General features: G+C 34.4%; 19 protein-coding genes. 4 read left to right on the forward strand and 15 right to left on the reverse strand.

Going from position 1 to position 18464, the window contains the following annotated elements:
- Window positions 1–133 precede the first annotated feature (133 nt).
- From QW060_RS09875 to QW060_RS09935, 13 genes are all read right to left on the reverse strand, one after another.
- A complete protein-coding gene (locus tag QW060_RS09875) occupies window positions 134–898 on the reverse strand; it encodes a TIGR02757 family protein (RefSeq protein WP_290363410.1) in 765 nt (254 codons plus the stop codon).
- 253 nt (window positions 899–1151) lie between these two features.
- A complete protein-coding gene (locus QW060_RS09880) occupies window positions 1152–1787 on the reverse strand; it encodes a DUF6705 family protein (RefSeq protein ID WP_290363411.1) in 636 nt (211 codons plus the stop codon).
- Window positions 1788–1902: 115 nt separating this feature from the next.
- On the reverse strand, window positions 1903–2535 hold the full coding sequence (locus QW060_RS09885) for a DUF6705 family protein (RefSeq protein WP_290363412.1): 633 nt from the start codon (window positions 2533–2535) through the stop codon (window positions 1903–1905).
- Window positions 2536–2627: 92 nt separating this feature from the next.
- Window positions 2628–3284, reverse strand: coding sequence for a DUF6705 family protein (locus QW060_RS09890; protein ID WP_290363413.1), 657 nt, complete (start codon window positions 3282–3284; stop codon window positions 2628–2630).
- Window positions 3285–3290: 6 nt separating this feature from the next.
- Complete coding sequence (locus QW060_RS09895; RefSeq protein ID WP_290363414.1) at window positions 3291–4988, reverse strand: hypothetical protein; 1698 nt, start codon at window positions 4986–4988, stop codon at window positions 3291–3293.
- A gap of 352 nt (window positions 4989–5340) precedes the next feature.
- The gene (gene purB / locus QW060_RS09900) at window positions 5341–6681 is read right to left on the reverse strand and encodes an adenylosuccinate lyase (protein WP_290363415.1); all 1341 of its coding nucleotides are present in this window, start codon (window positions 6679–6681) and stop codon (window positions 5341–5343) included.
- 131 nt (window positions 6682–6812) lie between these two features.
- Window positions 6813–7658, reverse strand: coding sequence for a DUF2911 domain-containing protein (locus QW060_RS09905; protein WP_290363416.1), 846 nt, complete (start codon window positions 7656–7658; stop codon window positions 6813–6815).
- 6 nt (window positions 7659–7664) lie between these two features.
- Window positions 7665–9635, reverse strand: a complete 1971-nt coding sequence (locus QW060_RS09910; protein ID WP_290363417.1) for a protein-disulfide reductase DsbD family protein — start codon at window positions 9633–9635, stop codon at window positions 7665–7667.
- Entirely contained in the window at window positions 9635–10966 is a 1332-nt protein-coding gene (gene tilS, locus QW060_RS09915) for a tRNA lysidine(34) synthetase TilS (protein WP_290363418.1), read from the reverse strand. The genes QW060_RS09910 and tilS overlap by 1 nt, the downstream gene beginning before the upstream one ends.
- Window positions 10967–11000: 34 nt before the next feature.
- Window positions 11001–12293 carry an anthranilate synthase component I family protein gene (locus QW060_RS09920; protein WP_290363419.1) on the reverse strand — a complete coding sequence of 431 codons (1293 nt, stop codon included), beginning with the start codon at window positions 12291–12293 and terminating at the stop codon, window positions 11001–11003.
- Window positions 12294–12830 (reverse strand): NADPH-dependent FMN reductase, encoded by a 537-nt coding sequence (locus QW060_RS09925; protein WP_290363420.1) that lies wholly within the window; start codon window positions 12828–12830, stop codon window positions 12294–12296.
- A complete protein-coding gene (locus QW060_RS09930) occupies window positions 12820–13866 on the reverse strand; it encodes an RluA family pseudouridine synthase (RefSeq protein WP_290363421.1) in 1047 nt (348 codons plus the stop codon). The genes QW060_RS09925 and QW060_RS09930 overlap by 11 nt, the downstream gene beginning before the upstream one ends.
- An 8-nt stretch (window positions 13867–13874) precedes the next feature.
- The gene (locus QW060_RS09935; protein WP_290363422.1) at window positions 13875–14501 is read right to left on the reverse strand and encodes a PASTA domain-containing protein; all 627 of its coding nucleotides are present in this window, start codon (window positions 14499–14501) and stop codon (window positions 13875–13877) included.
- Between the two features lie 113 nt (window positions 14502–14614).
- On the opposite strand from QW060_RS09935, the gene QW060_RS09940 reads away from it, so the two are divergent.
- Together QW060_RS09940 and coaD are read left to right on the forward strand one after the other, a co-directional pair.
- Complete coding sequence (locus tag QW060_RS09940; protein WP_290363423.1) at window positions 14615–15595, forward strand: D-alanine--D-alanine ligase; 981 nt, start codon at window positions 14615–14617, stop codon at window positions 15593–15595.
- Complete coding sequence (gene coaD, locus QW060_RS09945; RefSeq protein WP_290363424.1) at window positions 15592–16050, forward strand: pantetheine-phosphate adenylyltransferase; 459 nt, start codon at window positions 15592–15594, stop codon at window positions 16048–16050. The genes QW060_RS09940 and coaD overlap by 4 nt, the downstream gene beginning before the upstream one ends.
- Window positions 16051–16183: 133 nt before the next feature.
- On the opposite strand, the gene QW060_RS09950 is transcribed toward coaD, so the two are convergent.
- On the reverse strand, window positions 16184–16834 hold the full coding sequence (locus QW060_RS09950; protein WP_290363425.1) for a cysteine hydrolase: 651 nt from the start codon (window positions 16832–16834) through the stop codon (window positions 16184–16186).
- 10 nt (window positions 16835–16844) lie between these two features.
- Complete coding sequence (locus QW060_RS09955) at window positions 16845–17318, reverse strand: nuclear transport factor 2 family protein (protein WP_290363426.1); 474 nt, start codon at window positions 17316–17318, stop codon at window positions 16845–16847.
- A gap of 102 nt (window positions 17319–17420) precedes the next feature.
- On the opposite strand from QW060_RS09955, the gene QW060_RS09960 reads away from it, so the two are divergent.
- A complete protein-coding gene (locus tag QW060_RS09960) occupies window positions 17421–17909 on the forward strand; it encodes a GNAT family N-acetyltransferase (protein ID WP_290363427.1) in 489 nt (162 codons plus the stop codon).
- A gap of 14 nt (window positions 17910–17923) precedes the next feature.
- Complete coding sequence (locus QW060_RS09965; protein ID WP_290363428.1) at window positions 17924–18244, forward strand: MerR family transcriptional regulator; 321 nt, start codon at window positions 17924–17926, stop codon at window positions 18242–18244.
- The last annotated feature ends 220 nt before the right edge of the window (window positions 18245–18464 follow it).

The following is an 18464-nucleotide window of genomic DNA, read 5'->3' on the forward strand; positions in this document are numbered from 1 at the left end:
AGATAAAGTGATAAATAAAAAGATCTGTCTGTCAATATAAAAATGAGGTTATTAATGATGCGATATTCATCATTAATAACTTCATTTTTTATACTTTAATTTCTGATCAAGTTTATCGGTTGTTTGTTGTGTTTTATTTAATACCTTCAAATACTCCGAGGCCAAACAAAGCAAAGTCATATTTTACTGGATCCGCAGAATCAAATCCTCGCAAAGAAGTGTCTAACTCCTGTAATGCTTTTTGATCGTTTTGTGTCCGTTTTAAAATTCCCAATGTACGGGCTACATTTCCGGAATGTACATCCAAAGGACAGGATAATTCTGCCGGAGCTATATTTTTCCAGATGCCGAAGTCCACTCCTTTCTGATCTTTTCTGCACATCCACCTCAAAAACATATTGATTCTTTTTGAGGATGATCCTTTAAGCGGATCAGATATATGTTTGGTAGTACGTTGCTGATGATCGATTTCAAAAAATACCTTTTTAAAAGCTGAAATACGTTGTTGCATCTCTCCGGGTACTGTATTTGAAAAAATACTTTCAAGTCCGTTATGAGCTGTATAAATATTTTTTAGAGATTTTATAAAAAAACGGAAATCATCTGTATTAAAAGTACGGTGCACCATTTTATCAATACAGGCAATATGGTGATCTGTAGCACTCATGACAAAGTCATACGGACTGTTTCCCATAAGATCCATCATACGCGTAGCACTGTTAATAATCATTTTTCTGTTTCCCCAGGCAATAGTTGCTGCTAAAAAACCACTGATTTCGATATCTTCCTTAATAGAAAAACGGTGCGGAATCTGAATGGGATCACTGTCTATAAAATTGGGATTATTATACTGATCGGATTTAAAATCCAAATATTCTTTTAATTCTTCAACATTCATAATACAAAGATAAACAATACAAAATAAGGTTTTTTATATCTAATTAGAATTGATACTGTAAAGTATAATAGAAAAAATAATATTTAAAAATATGTCAGGTAGTATAAAAATATACCATTTTATATGGAGTAACGATAATGTCATTAAATTCTTTATTTTTTTTTTTTAGCCTTTGTAGCGTATGAAGATAAAAAAACTGATACATCACGATCAGGTTTTTTTATATATCTTCCCGGCAACTTCTAAATAAAATTTAAGGTACTCTGTCTAAAAGAATAGGTCCTAACGGTAAACTAAAAAGTTTCTGAGAAGGTGTGTACATTGAAGCATCTCCATATATCCGATAGTTACCATTGCTGATGTTTAACAATAACTTTTCCTGACCATTTAAATTTGTTTTCTGCATTTCATAATTGCATAATACCTGACGGTAATAATCATTTATAAAACCTTTAAAGGTATAGGTCGCATCATAATAAAAACCATAAGAAACAAAATTAAGATCGTAGTTATGATAACCGGTATTATTCTGAGGAATAATTGAATTTAAATTATCATGCAATACTACTCCGTTTTTAACCAGTTTGTATTTTATAATAATAATGTCTTTAAATCTATATTGAGTAGCGCTAATACCACTAAATTCTTTATCTCTTTTTTCAATTTTTAATTCCAATAGGAGATCCGGAGTCTGATATCGCCAGTTGCCGACCACCTGATTCCGAATATTTCCTATATCTTTGGCATAATTACCTGTTTTAACCCCATAATTTTTATCCGTAGTTGATAAAATCTGATTTGTAACAGACAAAACAGGATACTGCTGGCTGTATGCCTGTAACATACAACAGAGTATGATAAGATGTATGAACTGTTTTGTATTTTTCATGGTATTCTATTTGCATTTTGACTCATCTTTTAGCCTTTGTAGCGTATGAAGATAAAAAACCTGATCCATCACGATCAGGTTTTTATATCTGTTTCCGGCAACTTCAAAATAAAATTTAAGGTATTCTGTCTAAAAGAATAGGTCCTAACGGTAAACTAAAAAGTTTCTGAGAAGGCGTGTACATTGAAGCATCTCCATATATGCGATAGTTACCATTGCTGATGTTTAATAGTAACTTTTCCTGACCATTTAAATTTGTTTTCTGCATTTCATAACTGCATAAAACTTGACGGTAATAATCATTTATAAAACCTTTAAACTTATAGGACGTATCATAATAAAAGCCATATGATATAAAATCAATACCATAGGTATGGTAACCGGTATTGTTCTGAGGAAGAGTTGTATTTATGTTATCATGTAATACCAATCCGTTTTTAACCAGTTTGTATTTCATAATAATAATATCCATAAAATAATACCCTGCGGTTCCGACTCCTTCTAATTCTTTATCTCTTTTTTCAATTTTTAATTCCAATAGGAGATCCGGAGTCTGATATCGCCAGCTGCCAACCACCTGATTCCGAATATTTCCTACATCTTTGGCATAATTACCTGTTTCCATATAATTATCATCAGTGATGGTATTTGCCTGATTAGTGGTTGACAAAACAGGGTACTGCTGGCTGTATGCCTGTAACATACAACAGAGTATGATAAGATGTATGAACTGTTTTGTATTTTTCATGGTATTCTATTTGCATTTTGACTCATCTTTTAGCCTTTGTAGCGTATGAAGATAAAAAACCTGATCCATCACGATCAGGTTTTTTTAATTTCTCAATTCACTTTTTTAAAATCATATTTTCCAAATGGAAAAATTACCTGGGTTTTAGTTGGCGCATTCTCTACTTCAGGATCGTATTGTGTGGGATCTCCTATGACTGCATCTTCAGGAAACACTACTCTAAGAATAGAGGACGATCCGTTTTTATAGACGTGCATTAAAAAATACATAGAAGCCAGATGATTATTGTCATTATCCGGCTCTTTATAATGCATATACAGTCTTTGATCCGGAATTGTACACCCCAGACAATCTATGGTATTTCTAACTCTATATCCGTCATAAATAAAATAATTAACACTTGAATTCTTATTTTCATTCAGCGTATTAAGTGTATTAAGCACTTCTACTCCGTTTTCGATAATCCGCATGCCACCGATTAAGGCATCTTCTTTATAAGTATTACCTATAGTTTTTTCAATAAATGTTTTTTTTACAAACCGTAACTGTATGATGATGTTATTTGCTGTATATTGCCAGATATCTGCCCCTGTAAACTGATCAAAATATCCCTGAGTATCTTTATAATAATAACCATTTTCACCATACGAATTCATTCCGGAATAGTTATGCACATCCATAACGGTAAATTGCTGTGCTATGCTTACTTGGGTTATCAATAAGGTAACTATAAAAAATATTGTTTTCATCTTTTTTTAATTTATTGTTGTGTATTGAACCTGACTATTATTGTTTAAAGTAAGCTGTTGCCAACTACTGTTAAAACTGCCTTCATTCGCCTCTAAAAAATAAATATTCATCTTTAAGCCATATTTTTTTAAAACCAATAACAACGCCCTTTCGTATTTTTTCTTTTTGATATCTTCCGCATCATTTGTTTTTTCTACTATTAGATATTCTCTTTCTAACTCTTTTTCGAGTTTACTCCATTTTTCTGTTTTTTTATCTATGACGTATCGTTTATTGGTAACGAAATCTACTTCTTTTTCTTTTATAAAACCCTTATATTCTGTAGCAATATTCTCTGAAGTCACATTATTGGGCAGCATCATCATATACATTCCATATTTATTGACGACTCCGATAAAGGCTTCTGACGGTTTACGATTCGGCTGTTCAGATGATTTGTTGACATATTTAAATATAGCCCCCAAATCTCCGGCTGAAAACAATGGTGTTCCTACTCCCGTTGAAGTAATCCCCAGATTTAAAGGATGAAGGTGTATGACTCCGAAAAAAGTCCAGGAAGCATTTCCGGCATCCAATTGTTTTTTGTTTCCATTTGTACTGGTAAAAACCAACCTGCCTCCTAATGGATTATAGGTATAATTTCCGTTCTGAATACCAAATTGATAGGCAAAACCTGATTCTCTGGTATCGTTTATTCTGCCATACAGCGTTTGTATGTCTTCTTTTAAAAATGAAGATACGGCTTTTAATACTTTTGCATTGGTATTACCGGAGCCCATATTTACCTGTCCGATAAGGATTTTTGATTTTACCAGATCTCCGATGTTTTTGATGGGTTTTACCACCGAAATCGGTGGGTTACCGCCTCCTGCAGCCGGTGGTCCGCCGGGACTGCCCGGCCCCGGTGTGGAACCGCCTCCGCCTCCGCCACCCGGATAACCACCTCCACCTCCCGAACCACCACCGGAATTCTTACCACAATCTGAAAAATCCATATACGTATAACCCGGTGTGGCGCGTTTGTTACCTGTCATACTACAGGAGTTGTCTCCATATTCGTGTTTTGGATTTCCAGAGCCTTTACAAGGTGTACCTGCTACGCTTACTTCTTTCATACAATCGCCGGGTGGTATTATTTCATAAACGAAAATAGGACTTACTGACGATATCGCATATTGAATATTTTTGTCTGTATCTCTGTCTTCTTCCAACGGATACAGGTACAGAACCTCAGCTGTCGGTTTTTTGAGATACTGCTCTATTGAAATTCTTGAAAAATCATATTTCAACAGGGTTACATAATACTCCTTACGGTCGGTGGAATAATACACCAGATTATAAACGGCTTTTGACTCGGGTTCTTTTTCATCGGTTACCTGTACCCGATACGTAATCACATGCACTTTATCTGCTTCCAGTACTTGAATATGCTCCAGATCAAGTGTAGCCGTTCGATTGCTTCCGCCTTTAGCCGCGCTAAGGGAAGATACTGCTTTTTTAAAATCTTTTTCAAACAAATGTTCCAAACTTGTATTGCCTGCATATCTTTCTTCAAGAGTTGTCTGATCCATTATCAGGGTTTGGGCGTTTAAAGGATCTTCTTGTGTGGCTTCGCGCACTACCGGAGTACGCAGATCGTCTTGAAGACAAGACTGTAACAAAATCAGAACACATAGTAGTGATAAATAATGTAGTATTCTCATAAACAATTAATTATAAGGTTATTTTTTTTCTCAATGATAAGCATAAAAAACATATCTGCCAACTATTTTACAGATAAATTGCAAAAAAAAGAATGGTTTTGTTGTTTTATGTCACAAAATTGTTGTTTTTTACATCAAATACAGAAGTATAACAAGAAAAGAGATAATGATTTAAGTTTCAGAAAAATACAACCATCTGTAGTAAATGTGAAAAAAATAAAATTCAGTAAAAGATACCGTTGCTACTGATGCGAAAAAAGCTCCGAAACAGGGGTTAAAAATAGTAGAATAAAGGCTGAAAAAAGAAGTAAATCAACCCTATAAAAAAAATCGCCTGAGGCGATTTTTTTATTTATATACCCAAGTAATTGCTTGGGGTAATATTTTTGAGTTCTTGTTTAACGGAATCTGATACCTTGAGCTGTTCAATAAACGTATGCATAGATTCCTTATTGATGGTTGTATTGGTTCTCGTAAGATCTTTTAATGCCTCGTATGGATTCGGATAGCCTTCGCGTCTTAAAATCGTTTGAATGGCTTCTGCTACTACAGCCCAGTTGTTTTCTAAATCCTCTTCAAATTTAGAGGAATTCAGCAACAGCTTATTCAATCCTTTCAACGTTGCTTCAAAAGCAATAAGAGTGTGTCCAAACGGTACTCCTACATTTCTAAGTACGGTACTGTCTGTTAAATCTCTTTGCAATCTTGATAAAGGCAATTTTGCCGATAAATGTTCAAAAACAGCATTGGCGATTCCCAGATTACCTTCTGAGTTTTCAAAATCAATCGGATTTACTTTATGTGGCATTGCTGAAGAACCAATCTCGCCTGCTTTGATCTTTTGCTTAAAATATTCCATAGAAACATACGTCCAGATATCACGGTCTAAATCAATGATAATGGTGTTGATTCTTTTTAAGGCATCGAAAAAGGCAGCAAAGTGATCATAATGTTCTATTTGTGTAGTAGGAAATGAATGTTTCATGCCTAAAACTCCTTCTACGAAGTTTTCACCAAACTGTTTCCAGTCATTGTTCGGATACGCTACTTTATGGGCATTAAAATTTCCTGTTGCACCTCCGAATTTAGCAGCAAACGGAATGTTGTTTAACAAACGTAATTGCTCTTCCAAACGCACAACAAATACCTGGATTTCCTTTCCTAAACGGGTTGGTGAAGCTGGTTGTCCGTGTGTTCTTGCCAACATAGGAACATCTTTCCACTCAATGCTGAGTTCTTTAAGTTTGTTTACCAGATTGATAAAAACCGGCATATAAACATTGGAAAATGCTTCTTTGGTAGATAAAGGTATCGCAGTATTATTAATATCCTGAGACGTAAGTCCGAAATGGATGAATTCTTTATAAGGTTGAAGTCCCAAAACATCAAAAGCATCTTTGATAAAGTATTCAACGGCTTTTACGTCATGATTGGTAACTTTCTCTGTTTCTTTAATTTTTAATGCATCTTCCGTTGAAAAGTTTTGATAAATATCTCTCAATTCTGAATATACATTTTTATCTATTGTCTGTAATTGTGGTAGAGGAAATTCACAAAGGGCTATAAAATATTCTATTTCAACTAAAACCCGATATTTGATTAAAGCTTCTTCAGAAAAGTAAGGAGCGAGGGAATGTGTTTTACTTCTATATCGTCCATCAACCGGAGAAATAGCATTCAATTCTGTTAACATAATAATTTTGTGTTGTTAAGATGCAAATATAACGAGATTTATGTAGGTTTAAAAATATATTTAGCTCATAAATAGGCTTTATTCCAATACTTTTAATAAAAAAAACCAACCCTGTCGGGTTGGCTTTCCTGTTATTTTGACCACTGTAAAATGGAATCTTTATTCATTTTGATATAGTCATCATTTTTTGCCTGCTCAGCAGCTTTAAGAGAAAGTTTTGCTGTTTCTATAGCGCCTTTTTTATCTCCTAATTTTGCCTGTACTAATGATTTCTGACGTAGCATATAAAAAGGTGCTTCCGGTTGCATACTGATACTCTTATTGATGTATTCCAACGCTTGCTTCATATCACCGTCTGATTGGAATATATATTGACCTGCTGCATAATAATCAGATGCTTTGGCATTTTCTGTAAGAGATGTTTTAATGCTGTTCATTGCTTTTTCATGTGTAGGAACACCAAATTTCAACGGAACTGCTGTTTTTTCCCATTTTATTAATAACTCTCCGTTATTTGCATCTATTGGGTTAACATCAATAGTAAAGTATTCGACATCTTTAGCTAAAGTTACCGGAGTTACTTTTGTTCTCAAAACAACTTTGGAATCATCCCATGCAGCAGGTAATCCCCAATTTTTAGTCTCATTATAAAACATCACTTCCCATGCATCTGCTTTTGGCAATGTATATAAAGCATATTCTCCTTTTGGTAATTTCTGGCCGTCAATTATGATATCATCGCTGAAACTCACAATAGTATTCTCATTTGCTCCGGTTCTCCATACTTTTCCGTAAGGAACCAAATCTCCGAATACTAATCTTCCTTTTTTGGCAGGACGTGCATAATCCACTTCTACTTTGGTGAGTCCGATAACTTGTTCTATCTCTGATTTCGGACTTGCTTGCGGGGCAGTTACCTGAGCACCTGCACTCATTACAGTAAAAGCAAATGCCGCTATTAATAAGATTTTTTTCATATCAAATTAGTTTTTATATTTATTTATTCCTTCTTGCATCCAGTTGAGATATTCCTGAGCATCAGGAGTATACCCTACAGGATTATTTAGATTATTTCCTTCATTATCTAAAATAATATAGTAAGGCTGTGCATTTGCCTGATATTTTTCAATCTGAAAATCACTCCATTTATTTCCTATGGTTTTTATTTTTTGTCCGGTAGTCGGTGATATATATTGTTCATTTTCAGGCAATTCTTTTTTATCGTCTACATATAATGAGATCAGCACTACATCATTCTGTAATTTCGATAATACTTCTGGCTTAGACCATACATAATCTTCCATTTTTCTACAATTTACACAGGCAAATCCGGTAAAATCAAGTAAAACAGGTTTGTTGTTTTCCTTCGCATATTTCATTCCTTTTTCATAGTCTACAAATGCTACAATACTATGAGGACCTTCTTTTGCTCCGTCAGGAATTTCACTTATTACAGCTCCTCCTCCCTGAGAGTTTCCTACTCCATACGGACTTTCAGAATAGGTCATCGGTGGGGGAAATCCTGAAATAATCTTTAAAGGTGCTCCCCATAATCCAGGTACAAGATAGATAGTAAATACCGTAACAAATAGAGCCATATACAAACGTCCTACAGATAATTTTTCCATAACAGAATCATGTGGTAATCGTATCTTACCTAATAAATACAATGCCCAGGTTCCGAAAATTGTAATCCAGATCGCAAGGAATATTTCACGTTCCAGATAATGTGTCTGTAATACCAAATCTGCATTGGATAAGAATTTAAATGCCAAAGCCAGTTCCAGAAATCCTAAAGATACTTTTACAGTGTTCATCCATCCACCCGAACGCGGCATAGAATTTAACCAACCCGGAAACATTGCAAATAACATAAATGGCAACGCCAATGCCAATGAGAATCCGAACATTCCGATAATCGGAGCGATACCACCTTTTGCAGCCGCTTCAACAAGCAATGTTCCTACAATTGGTCCTGTACAGGAGAAAGAAACTACCGCTAAGGCTAAAGCCATAAAAAAGATACCGATAAGACCACCTCTGTCTGCCTGACGATCTACTTTATTTGCCCATGAATTTGGCAACATGATTTCAAAAGCTCCTAAGAACGAAGAAGCAAATACAACAAGTAGTACAAAGAAGATTACATTGAACCAAACATTGGTTGATAATGCGTTCAAAGAATCAGCACCGAAAATTTTGGTAACTATGGTTCCTAAAACGACATAGATAATGATGATGGAAAGTCCATAAATCACAGCATTTTTAATTCCTTTAGCTCTTGATTTACTTTGTTTCGTAAAAAAGCTTACAGTCATCGGAATCATCGGAAACACACAAGGCGTGAGCAAGGCTGCAAATCCTGACAGAAAAGATATAAAAAAGATAGTCCACAAGCCTTTTTGCTCTTGTTTAGAAGCAGGATTTCCGGCTGGTGTACTTCCTTTAGAATCTGTTTTGGTATCAGCCGCAGCTTCTTCAAAAGCTTTTACTTCTTTAGTGGTAAGATCTTTTAGATTGAATTCAAAAAATTTATCCTGACTGATACAAACATCTGTACAAACCTGATAAAATAGGTTAAGTTCTATTTTAGAAAGATCTTTATTGGTAACCGTAACTTTTTGTTTGAACTGAACTGTATCTTCAAAGAAGTATTCATCTATTTCAAAAACATCATTATACTGTTGCTTATATTCGCTTTCAATGGTTTTTTCAGTAACTTCATAGTTACCCGATAAATTATTAAATTTAAACTCTGTTGGTAAGGCTCCGCCTTCAGGTGTGAACTGAGAATACATATGCCATCCTTTCTCGATGGTACCGTCAAGGGTTATCATATATTCCGTATCGGAAATTTTCTCTATTTTAGATTTCCACTTTACCGGATCCTGAATCTGCGAGAATCCGATGAATGAAATCATAAAAAACAAAAAAGTATAGAATTGATTTTTCATTAATTAAATATGATTTTTAAAATTTGATTTTTACTGTTTTTATGAATGAACCGCTCATCCGCACGATGACCGATGATCCATATAATATCATTTTTTTCGGTGGTCAATATCCAGGTCTGCTGTTTTTCAAACATAGAAAATTTCTCATCCTTAAAAAATTTGCTGACTTTCTTTTTACCCATCATTCCAACTGGATAAAAAAAATCTCCCTGCTCCCATTTTCTGATAATCAGCGGATAATACACTTTCTCAGCATCGGCATATAGATGATGCTTATTATAATTTTTTTCAGCTGTTGTCTCAGAAAGTTCAAATTTAAGTTTTATTGGCAATCTTTCTAAGTCTTCATCAGAATTAATATAATATTTTTCAGCCGTTGCAATGGCTTTGGGCTTTAAGAGTAGCGCATCGCGATCTTTGAGCAAAATATGGGTGGCAGAATAAACCATTTTCCCGGATACAGCCCGTAACAGCTCATAGATATCATTCCATGCAGTAAAATGATACTCTTTGAGCCATTGGTACAGATAGGCCTTATGGTTTTTGTATTCGAGTAATAGAGGTATGCTTATTTTATATATCTCTTTTTCCTGTATGACCACTTTTTTCCAAATCATCTCAGCAGCATCATGTGCCAAATCTGAAACTTGTTGTAAGTTTTGCAGGGTTTGCTGAAATGAGGACAAAAAATGAGGATTGTTTTCCTTAAAAACCGGAATTACTTTGTGCCGGAAAGCATTTCTGAGATACTTTGTTGATTGATTAGACGCATCTTCTCTCCATGCTACAGAGTGTTCTAAAGCATACCCGTAAACATCTTCTCTTGAGAAAATAAGCAACGGACGAATGATATGTTCATTTCTATCAGGAATTCCCAACAGACCATCAATACCGGTACCACGATTAAAATTAATAAGGAAAGTTTCAACCGCATCATCTGCATGATGGGCTGTCACGAGATAGTCATAGGATTCTTTTTCTAAAATGTCTTTAAACCAGCTATAGCGAAGTTCCCGTGCAGCAACCTGAACAGATACTTTATGTAAATCAACATAATTATTTGTATCAAAGGAATTTGAATAAAAAGGAATATGATGTTTTATACAAAAATCACGAACAAGCTGTTCATCAGCATCACTTTCTTCTCCTCTAAGGTTAAAATTACAATGGGCTACTGCCAAATGATCGGAAAACTGCCTGAATAAATGAAGTAAAACCATACTATCCACCCCACCACTCACAGCGAGTAAAAATCGGGCATCTAAAGGAATTTTAAATTGGTTTTCTAAATTATTTTTTAAGCGTTGTAACATTTTGACGGAAAAAATCAAATGTAAGCTATTTAAAAATAATTCCTAAATAAATTTATCTTAAAACTTGCTGCATTGCTTTTGCTTTCAACAGACATTCCTGGTACTCCGCAACAGGATCTGCTTTGGCAGTAATAGCACTCCCAACTGAGAAAGAAACATAACGGGTAGCCTGATTATATAAAATACTACGAATGACCACATTAAAGTCAAAATCTGAATCTGGTGAAAAATACCCTATTGCTCCGCTGTACAAACCTCTTTTCGTTTCTTCCAGAAACTCGATGATTTGCATAGCAGAAAATTTTGGGGCACCGGTCATGCTTCCCATAGGAAAAGTTGTTTTGATTACCTCTACAGCATTTACAGTCGGGTCAACCTCAGAAACTACAGTAGAAATCATCTGATGTACCTGATCAAAGGTATAAATCCCACATAATTCTTCTACTTTTACCGTACCTCGACTTGCTGTTTTTGACAGGTCGTTCCTGACCAGATCTACAATCATGATATTTTCGGAACGTTCTTTTTCACTGAATTCTAATTGTGATTTCAATATAGTGTCTTCCTCTACATCTTTTCCTCTCTTTGCCGTTCCTTTGATGGGCTGTGAAACAACGGTGTTTCCTTTTTTCTTAAGATAGCGTTCCGGTGATGCACTCATCACAAAATGCTTATTCATTTTAAAAAATGCAGCAAAAGGCGGTCTTGAAATAGCATTGAGTTTCTGATAAACATCTAAAGGATCTATGAATGCTTCTTCTGCAAAAAACTCCATACAAAAATTAGCTTCATAAATATCGCCTTTGTAAATAAACTCTTTCATTTTATTTACTTTGGCAATATAATCAGCTTTCGTTATACGGGCTTCTATATCAATTGACAATGGCTTAGTATGCTCATAAAGAACCGTATCATTAATTTCTTCAAAATCAGATTCTATCTCATCTTCACACAGAGGCAAATAAGAAAATTCGATCTGATTATCTTTAAAAAAGAGTATTTTTTTGGGTTGAAAAAAATAAAGATCGGGAAACTCTAAACCGTCATAACGGGTAGATGTTAATTTGGGCTCTACTGCATTTTTTACATCATACGTAAAAAAACCAAAAAGCCAATCTTTACTGTTATGCTGATACGCTTCAAGTTCTGCAAAGCTATTTTGAGCATCGGTCTGAAGGCTTGTAAAAGCATCAAAAGCCAATAGCTCATCAATACTCGAATATTTTTGATGATGATCGTTGCTATTGAGATGAACTACTTCTCTAAATTGTTGTGAAAACAAAAGGGCTTTCTTTCTGAAAGCCGCTATATCTTTTACTTCAAATATTAATGAGGTTCGTTTCATTTATTTAATAAATTCCTTTACTATATCATTAAATTTACTATTTAACTCATCGCTAACAACAACTTGATTTTCAACAGAGAAATTCTTACTAAAATTTGGAAAAGCAAAACTCAATACCTCTTTTGCTTTGAATTTATGGAAGAAAGATTGTGCATATTCATTTGCGGAAAGGGCTCCGCGCCCTCCTTCAGAAGTCGATACTACAAAATATTTTTTGTCTTCCAATACCAACTTATCATATCGGGACAACCAATCCAAAATATTTTTAAAAAAGGCTGAAAGAGCTGCGTTGTGCTCATTAGTTCCTACCAATACATGCGTAGCATTTTTGATTTTTTCAGCAAGTTCTTTAATATGTTTTGGATATCCTTCATTAGTTTCAATATCCTGACTGAAAATTGGCAGCTGCCATTCTCTAATGTCAATATATTCTACAGTTTGGTTCTGCATATTATGCTTAAGCAGTGATTTTACTAACTGTACGTTGATGGATTTGGAAGAATTACTTCCCACAAAGCAAATTATGTTATGATTCATCTTCAGGAATTTCGTTACTGTTTGAATAATTTCGCCACTTTTCTATACAATTAACCATATCTGACGGTAAATCAGAAGTAAACAGCATTTCTTCTTTTTTAATGGGATGCATGAAACCTAATGTTTTTGCATGCAATGCCTGTCTTGGTAAAATCTGAAAACAGTTGTCTACAAATTGCTTGTATTTGGTAAAAGTAGTGCCTTTAAGGATCAGATGCCCTCCATATCTTTCATCATTGAAAAGGGTATGCCCTATTGATTTCATATGTACACGGATCTGATGGGTTCTTCCTGTTTCTAAACGACAACTAACAAGCGTTACATAGCCAAAACGCTCAATTACTTTATAATGCGTAACAGCATGTTTTGCCCCGGTGGTATCATCAGGAAAAGATGCCATCTGCATACGATCTTTTACATGTCTTCCTATATAGCTTTCAATTCTGCCTTCATCTTCAGTTACATTCCCCCACACTAAAGCAACATATTCACGCTGTGTGGTTTTTTCAGCAAACTGTTTTTGCAGCTCGCTCATTGTCCATTCTGTCTTTGCAATAACAAGAAGCCCTGAAGTATCTTTATCGATTCTATGCACCAATCCAGGTCGCTCTGAACTGTTTAACGGAAGGTTTTCAAAATGGTACGCTAAAGCATTTACCAGTGTTCCCGTATAATTACCATGTCCCGGATGTACGACCAGTCCTGCTGGTTTATTGATAACGAGTAAATCATCATCTTCATAGACAATATTCAAAGGAATATTTTCAGGAATGATTACATTTTCAAATGGTGGTTGTTCCATCAATACCCGAACAACATCATTGGATTTTACTTTATGGTTGGATTTTACAGGAACATCATTTACAAAAATATTTCCGTTTGCTGCTGCCTGTTGTATTTTATTACGTGTAGCATTCTCTACCAGATTCATTAAAAATTTATCTACGCGTAATGGCTGCTGACCTTTACCCGCTTCAAAACGGTAATGTTCAAATAAATCTTCGTCTGCTGGTACTGAAAAATCTTCTGTATTCATATCTACTATTAAAAAATGGAATCTAAAGAAGGCGCTACATCTTCAAATGCATCTTTCAGTGAATCATTTTGTTGTTTAAATCCTAAACTACCATCTCCGAGAACAATGTCAATAGTAGAACCTTTGGTCACTTTATCTCCTTTTCTCAAAATTCTTCCGCCCTGCTCTATTTGTATGACAACATCTTTAGCCAAATGAGGTTCATAAGTAACTTTGCCTACTTCAAGCCCCAAAGACTGAATGCGTCTTTCTGCATAACGGAATGTTTTATCCGTCAAATCTTCCGGCAGACGGAGAGATGAATACCCAGCTGCATTAATTTTTACATAAATTTTACGTCCTCCTTTTACACTCGAATTGGCAACAGGATCCTGGGAAACGATACTAAAAGGTGGAAAGTTTTTATCAAAATCAACAGTATCAATGACAATCAATTCCAAATCAAACTCCTCTAATTTCTGAGCTGCCTGTTCTGATTTTAATTTCCCCAAATTAGGTACTTTAATTTCTTTTCCGTGACGGGTATAAAAATTCAAAAACTTAAGGCTTAGAAAACCCAAAGAAATGAAGATAAAAAACGCCAAAACAAAAGACAAAATAAACTGTTTGCTTTTAATAAAATTCTTAAAACTCATAGATATAAATTTTGACAAAGATATAAATTAATTCTTTGGGGTTTTTTCATAAATTTGTTTCAACACAAAGAATTCTTTAAATCGAAATACAAACTTAATAAATATAAACATTTATGATAAATGTTGCCATCGTTATGGGCGGTTATTCCAGCGAATACCCTATTTCAATAAAAAGCGGAAACGTAGTCTATGAAAATTTAGACCGAAAAATATACCAGCCTTATAAAGTTCACATTCTCAAAGACAAGTGGGTATTGGTTAATGAAAAGAATGAAGAATTTGCGATTGACAAGAATGATTTTTCAGCAGTTGTTAACGGTATAAAAATTACTTTTGACATTGTTTTTAACGCTATTCACGGTACTCCTGGTGAAGACGGATTATTACAGGCGTATTTTAAACTCATCAAGATGAAACACACTTCATGTGATTATTATCAGGCAGCGTTAACTATGAATAAAAGAGATATGTTGTCTGTTCTAAAACCATACGGTATAAAAACAGCCATTTCTTACTATTTAAATCAAGGCGATGTAGTCAATGAAGAAAGCATTATTCAGCGTGTAGGTTTACCATGTTTTGTAAAACCAAACAGATCCGGTTCAAGCTTTGGAATTTCTATGGTTAAAAACACTAAAGATCTGGCAGACGCTATTGAAAAAGCCTATAAAGAAGATAACGAAATCATTATAGAAAGTTACCTCAAAGGAACTGAAGTATCGGTTGGTGTTATCAATTATAAAGGAGAAACCGTAGTATTACCGATTACTGAAATCGTTTCTGACAATGAGTTTTTCGATTTTGAAGCTAAATATCAGGGTAAATCTAAAGAAATAACACCTGCCCGCATTACTGAAGAGGAAAAAATGAAAATTGAAGATGCCGCCAAACGTATTTATACAATACTAAACATGAGTGGTTTTTCCAGAAGTGAGTTTATATTGGTCAGCGGAGAGCCTTTCTTATTAGAAATGAACACGATACCAGGACTTACGGAAGAAAGCATTTTGCCCCAACAGGCAGCTGTTGCCGGTATTTCGCTGACACAACTTTTTGATAATGCACTGCAACTTGGCTTAAAAGATTCGATATGAGAAAAGCTGTTTTCCCAGGATCATTTGATCCGATAACTAATGGTCATGAAGATATTATCAGACGTGCTTTGCCTCTGTTTGATGAAATCATCATCGCTATTGGTATCAATGCAGAGAAGAAATACATGTTTCCTTTGGAGAAGAGAAAAGAATTTATGGAAGAAACATTTAAGGACGAACCCAAGATAAAAGTAGCGACGTATAAAGGGCTTACAATTGATTTCTGCAAGCAAAACAATGCGCAGTTTATTCTGAGAGGTCTTAGAAATCCGGCCGATTTTGAATTTGAGAAAGCTATTGCGCATACCAATCGGGTACTATCGAAGATTGAAACGGTATTTCTGCTCACAGCAGCAAGTACTTCTTACATCAGCTCAAGTATTGTAAGAGATGTACTCAGAAATAACGGAGACTATAAAGTACTGGTACCAAAAGCAGTACGCAAAGAATTATAATTCATTAGATAAAAGAATGTTTCTGTATTTATCTGTTTTTTTAAAAGTGATTCATACAGAAACATTTTCCTCTTCAATAAATACATCGTCTCACTAAAAAAATATCCGGGGCTGTTATTTCTTTAATAACGATTTACTCATTTATAAATTCTTTTGTGGAAATATATTCACCAAAATGATGCACAACTTCACTTAAAACATAATCCTGTTGCATACGATTGAATGCGGAAGTTGCATCTGAAATCAAAAAAGTATTGTAACCTTTTTCATGAGCATCACGTAATGTACTTTCAACACAAACATGGGTAGCATAGCCCACCAAATACAGATTTTCAATTTTATTGTTGCGCAGATACACATCCAGATTAGACCCTGTAAATCCGCTTGCGCCTACTCTACCCGTAACGACAAACTCCCCGTCCATCGGTTTTACCGTCTCATAAAATTGTGAACCAAACTCCTCAATAGGGAAAGTTCTGGCCTTGGGTATGGCTTTTCGTAAACCGCTTTTTCCATTAGCCAATTCAGGATATCCCTTTTGAAAACGCAGCCCGACGTGAACGATCTCAATATCGTTTTTCCTTGCATAATCCAATACTTTTTCAATGTTTGTGATTGAATTGTGTAACATTTCTTTATCCTGTACCAATGCCTGGTACAGTTTACCTTCTGTATGCATCCACTCATTTTGAGTTTCGATAAGAATTAATGCAGATTTTTCTTTTGTTTGTCCGTGTAGGTAATTCATGTTTAAAAATAGCAAGATTAAAACTGTTGTTCTCATAGTATCTAATTTAAAGCGTGAGGTGTAACGGATTTATTATATGTTCATTAGATACCTTTGCCACTGCTTTCCATCCTTCAGGATATTTTATATAGGATAAGTAATCCGTAATAATTAATTTTTTATTTCTGAAAAATTGTGTTTTCACAACGGCTGTGTTGCCTGTGACTTCCAATACGTCAATAATATAATCGAGATCTCTGATTCCGGATTTCATTTTTTCAGGATTGTTTTTGTAAGATTCTATCACTTCTATCCAATCATTTAGCGAAAGTCGGAAAAGATCATTTCCTTGTGGAATCAGAATGGCAAAATCCCGATGAAAACCTCGTGTCATTTCGTATGTGTTTAGTTTATTTAAAGCTGCATTTGCAAATGTTTCCTCTACAAGCTGTTCTATCTTCAGTTTCTCTATATCACCTGTTTGTGACATGGCTTTTATATTCATTCCCAAAATGAAGATCAATAAAATTGTTGTTTTCATACTTAAATTGTTTAAAATTATCATTAATTGTAAATAAACTACAATTGCAAAATAAAAGTAAATATTTTATATTTACAACATTAATTGTAAATAATTTACAAAATGAATTTGAAGCTTGAAAAATTTTGTCCAAAAGATTTTGCCTTATATTTTCTTTTGGTTAATGATATAAGGGTGATGCAGATGATAACAGAGAGAATATTGGAACCTAATGAAGCACAAGATGACTTTATAAAAATCCTCGAAAATAATAGACTGCATGAGTGTTTTGGAAGCTATAAAATTTTATCTGCAGAAACGAATACATACATCGGATTTGCCAAGCTGGAAATAAAAGAAACAAACAGTGAAGAAGCCGAACTTGGCTATATGATTCTACCTGAATACTGGGGTCAAGGTATTGCGGGTCAAGTCAGTGCATCGCTTGTTGAGACTGCTAAAAAACAGCAACAACTTACAAAACTTGTTGCGATTATAGATCCAAAAAACGCTGCTTCAAGAAAAATATTAATCAACAACGAATTCAGAACAAGAGAGTTCATTGATTTTGATGGATTACCAGGCGAAATACTTGAACTTAACTTGAGATAATAAAAAACGCAACTATGACAAAAAAGGCTTCCAACAAGAATCTGTCTTTTGATTCAGATTTTTTAGATAAATTAGTAGTGGGCATCGGTGAAGTGTCTCAAATCACGGGCATTCCAGCAAGGCAAATACGCTATTGGGAAGAAAAAGGCATCATTGCAAGCCTTACTGAAGAAGAGGGTAAAAACAGGCGATATAATTATGAAAATATAAAAAAAATGTTGCTTATAAAAGAATTAATGGATGAAGGTTTTACGTTAGATGCATCAGCTGAAAAGGTTAAAGATCGCATGAATATGATCGAAAAAACCTTGAATCAATTAAAAAAATATACCTGACGTACATTTTGTGTACTTTTTCTTTGCATATAATATCTGTAAACGAATTTTTTTTAGAAATCTAATTTTTTTTTTTAGAAGTATTTTTATTTTCAATATTGAAAGGCATATTATATCAAAAAATATAATGGCACAATATTTAATACATATTTTCCACCTTCAAAGCTTTGCTTTCACATAGCGCATCATAAGCTATTTACAATCCTATCCCTGTTATATA

Source organism: Paenimyroides ceti, from assembly GCF_030409925.1.

Bases quoted from the DNA above. Each gene is read 5' to 3' on its own strand.
- QW060_RS09875 (WP_290363410.1), bottom strand. From the start codon at position 898: ATGAATGTTGAAGAATTAAAAGAATATTTGGATTTTAAATCCGATCAG.
- QW060_RS09880 (WP_290363411.1), bottom strand. From the start codon at position 1,787: ATGAAAAATACAAAACAGTTCATACATCTTATCATACTCTGTTGTATG.
- QW060_RS09885 (WP_290363412.1), bottom strand. From the start codon at position 2,535: ATGAAAAATACAAAACAGTTCATACATCTTATCATACTCTGTTGTATG.
- QW060_RS09890 (WP_290363413.1), bottom strand. From the start codon at position 3,284: ATGAAAACAATATTTTTTATAGTTACCTTATTGATAACCCAAGTAAGC.
- QW060_RS09895 (WP_290363414.1), bottom strand. From the start codon at position 4,988: ATGAGAATACTACATTATTTATCACTACTATGTGTTCTGATTTTGTTA.
- purB (WP_290363415.1), bottom strand. From the start codon at position 6,681: ATGTTAACAGAATTGAATGCTATTTCTCCGGTTGATGGACGATATAGA.
- QW060_RS09905 (WP_290363416.1), bottom strand. From the start codon at position 7,658: ATGAAAAAAATCTTATTAATAGCGGCATTTGCTTTTACTGTAATGAGT.
- QW060_RS09910 (WP_290363417.1), bottom strand. From the start codon at position 9,635: ATGAAAAATCAATTCTATACTTTTTTGTTTTTTATGATTTCATTCATC.
- QW060_RS09920 (WP_290363419.1), bottom strand. From the start codon at position 12,293: ATGAAACGAACCTCATTAATATTTGAAGTAAAAGATATAGCGGCTTTC.
- QW060_RS09925 (WP_290363420.1), bottom strand. From the start codon at position 12,830: ATGAATCATAACATAATTTGCTTTGTGGGAAGTAATTCTTCCAAATCC.
- QW060_RS09930 (WP_290363421.1), bottom strand. From the start codon at position 13,866: ATGAATACAGAAGATTTTTCAGTACCAGCAGACGAAGATTTATTTGAA.
- QW060_RS09935 (WP_290363422.1), bottom strand. From the start codon at position 14,501: ATGAGTTTTAAGAATTTTATTAAAAGCAAACAGTTTATTTTGTCTTTT.
- QW060_RS09940 (WP_290363423.1), top strand. From the start codon at position 14,615: ATGATAAATGTTGCCATCGTTATGGGCGGTTATTCCAGCGAATACCCT.
- coaD (WP_290363424.1), top strand. From the start codon at position 15,592: ATGAGAAAAGCTGTTTTCCCAGGATCATTTGATCCGATAACTAATGGT.
- QW060_RS09950 (WP_290363425.1), bottom strand. From the start codon at position 16,834: ATGAGAACAACAGTTTTAATCTTGCTATTTTTAAACATGAATTACCTA.
- QW060_RS09955 (WP_290363426.1), bottom strand. From the start codon at position 17,318: ATGAAAACAACAATTTTATTGATCTTCATTTTGGGAATGAATATAAAA.
- QW060_RS09960 (WP_290363427.1), top strand. From the start codon at position 17,421: ATGAATTTGAAGCTTGAAAAATTTTGTCCAAAAGATTTTGCCTTATAT.
- QW060_RS09965 (WP_290363428.1), top strand. From the start codon at position 17,924: ATGACAAAAAAGGCTTCCAACAAGAATCTGTCTTTTGATTCAGATTTT.